This window comes from Bartonella sp. CL63NXGY (genome assembly GCF_042194905.1).
Classification (GTDB): domain Bacteria; phylum Pseudomonadota; class Alphaproteobacteria; order Rhizobiales; family Rhizobiaceae; genus Bartonella.
The window spans coordinates 325-588 of record NZ_JBHINK010000141.1 but is presented as its reverse complement, the minus strand read 5'-3'; the positions used below and the strand labels follow the sequence as shown (position 1 = coordinate 588).

Annotated in this window: 1 protein-coding gene; it reads right to left on the bottom strand. The window is 36.4% G+C overall.

Translation table 11 applies throughout. From position 1 onward, the window contains the following. Positions 1-264, bottom strand: a 264-nt coding sequence (locus ACFIK0_RS09760) for a hypothetical protein (protein ID WP_375663971.1), incomplete at both ends; no start/stop codon positions are given.

The following is a 264-nucleotide window of genomic DNA, read 5'->3' as shown; positions in this document are numbered from 1 at the left end:
CAATAGTATAGCTGGTGCCATCATCATTTTTAATGTAACCAATACTATTGACAATCCATTTTTCACGTCCATTTTCTAACCAACCATTTTTCAAGGCATAATGATCGCTGGAAGCTGAAATCCCCCAATTTTGATCAGCATTGACGTTAGACATCAGTTCGTTGATATAGTCACGTGAATTGGCGGTTAAAATGGAAGATTTATAAAAGATATTATTCAACAATTTAACTTGATCACGGGGAGTGGTGGTTGATAATCCCCATG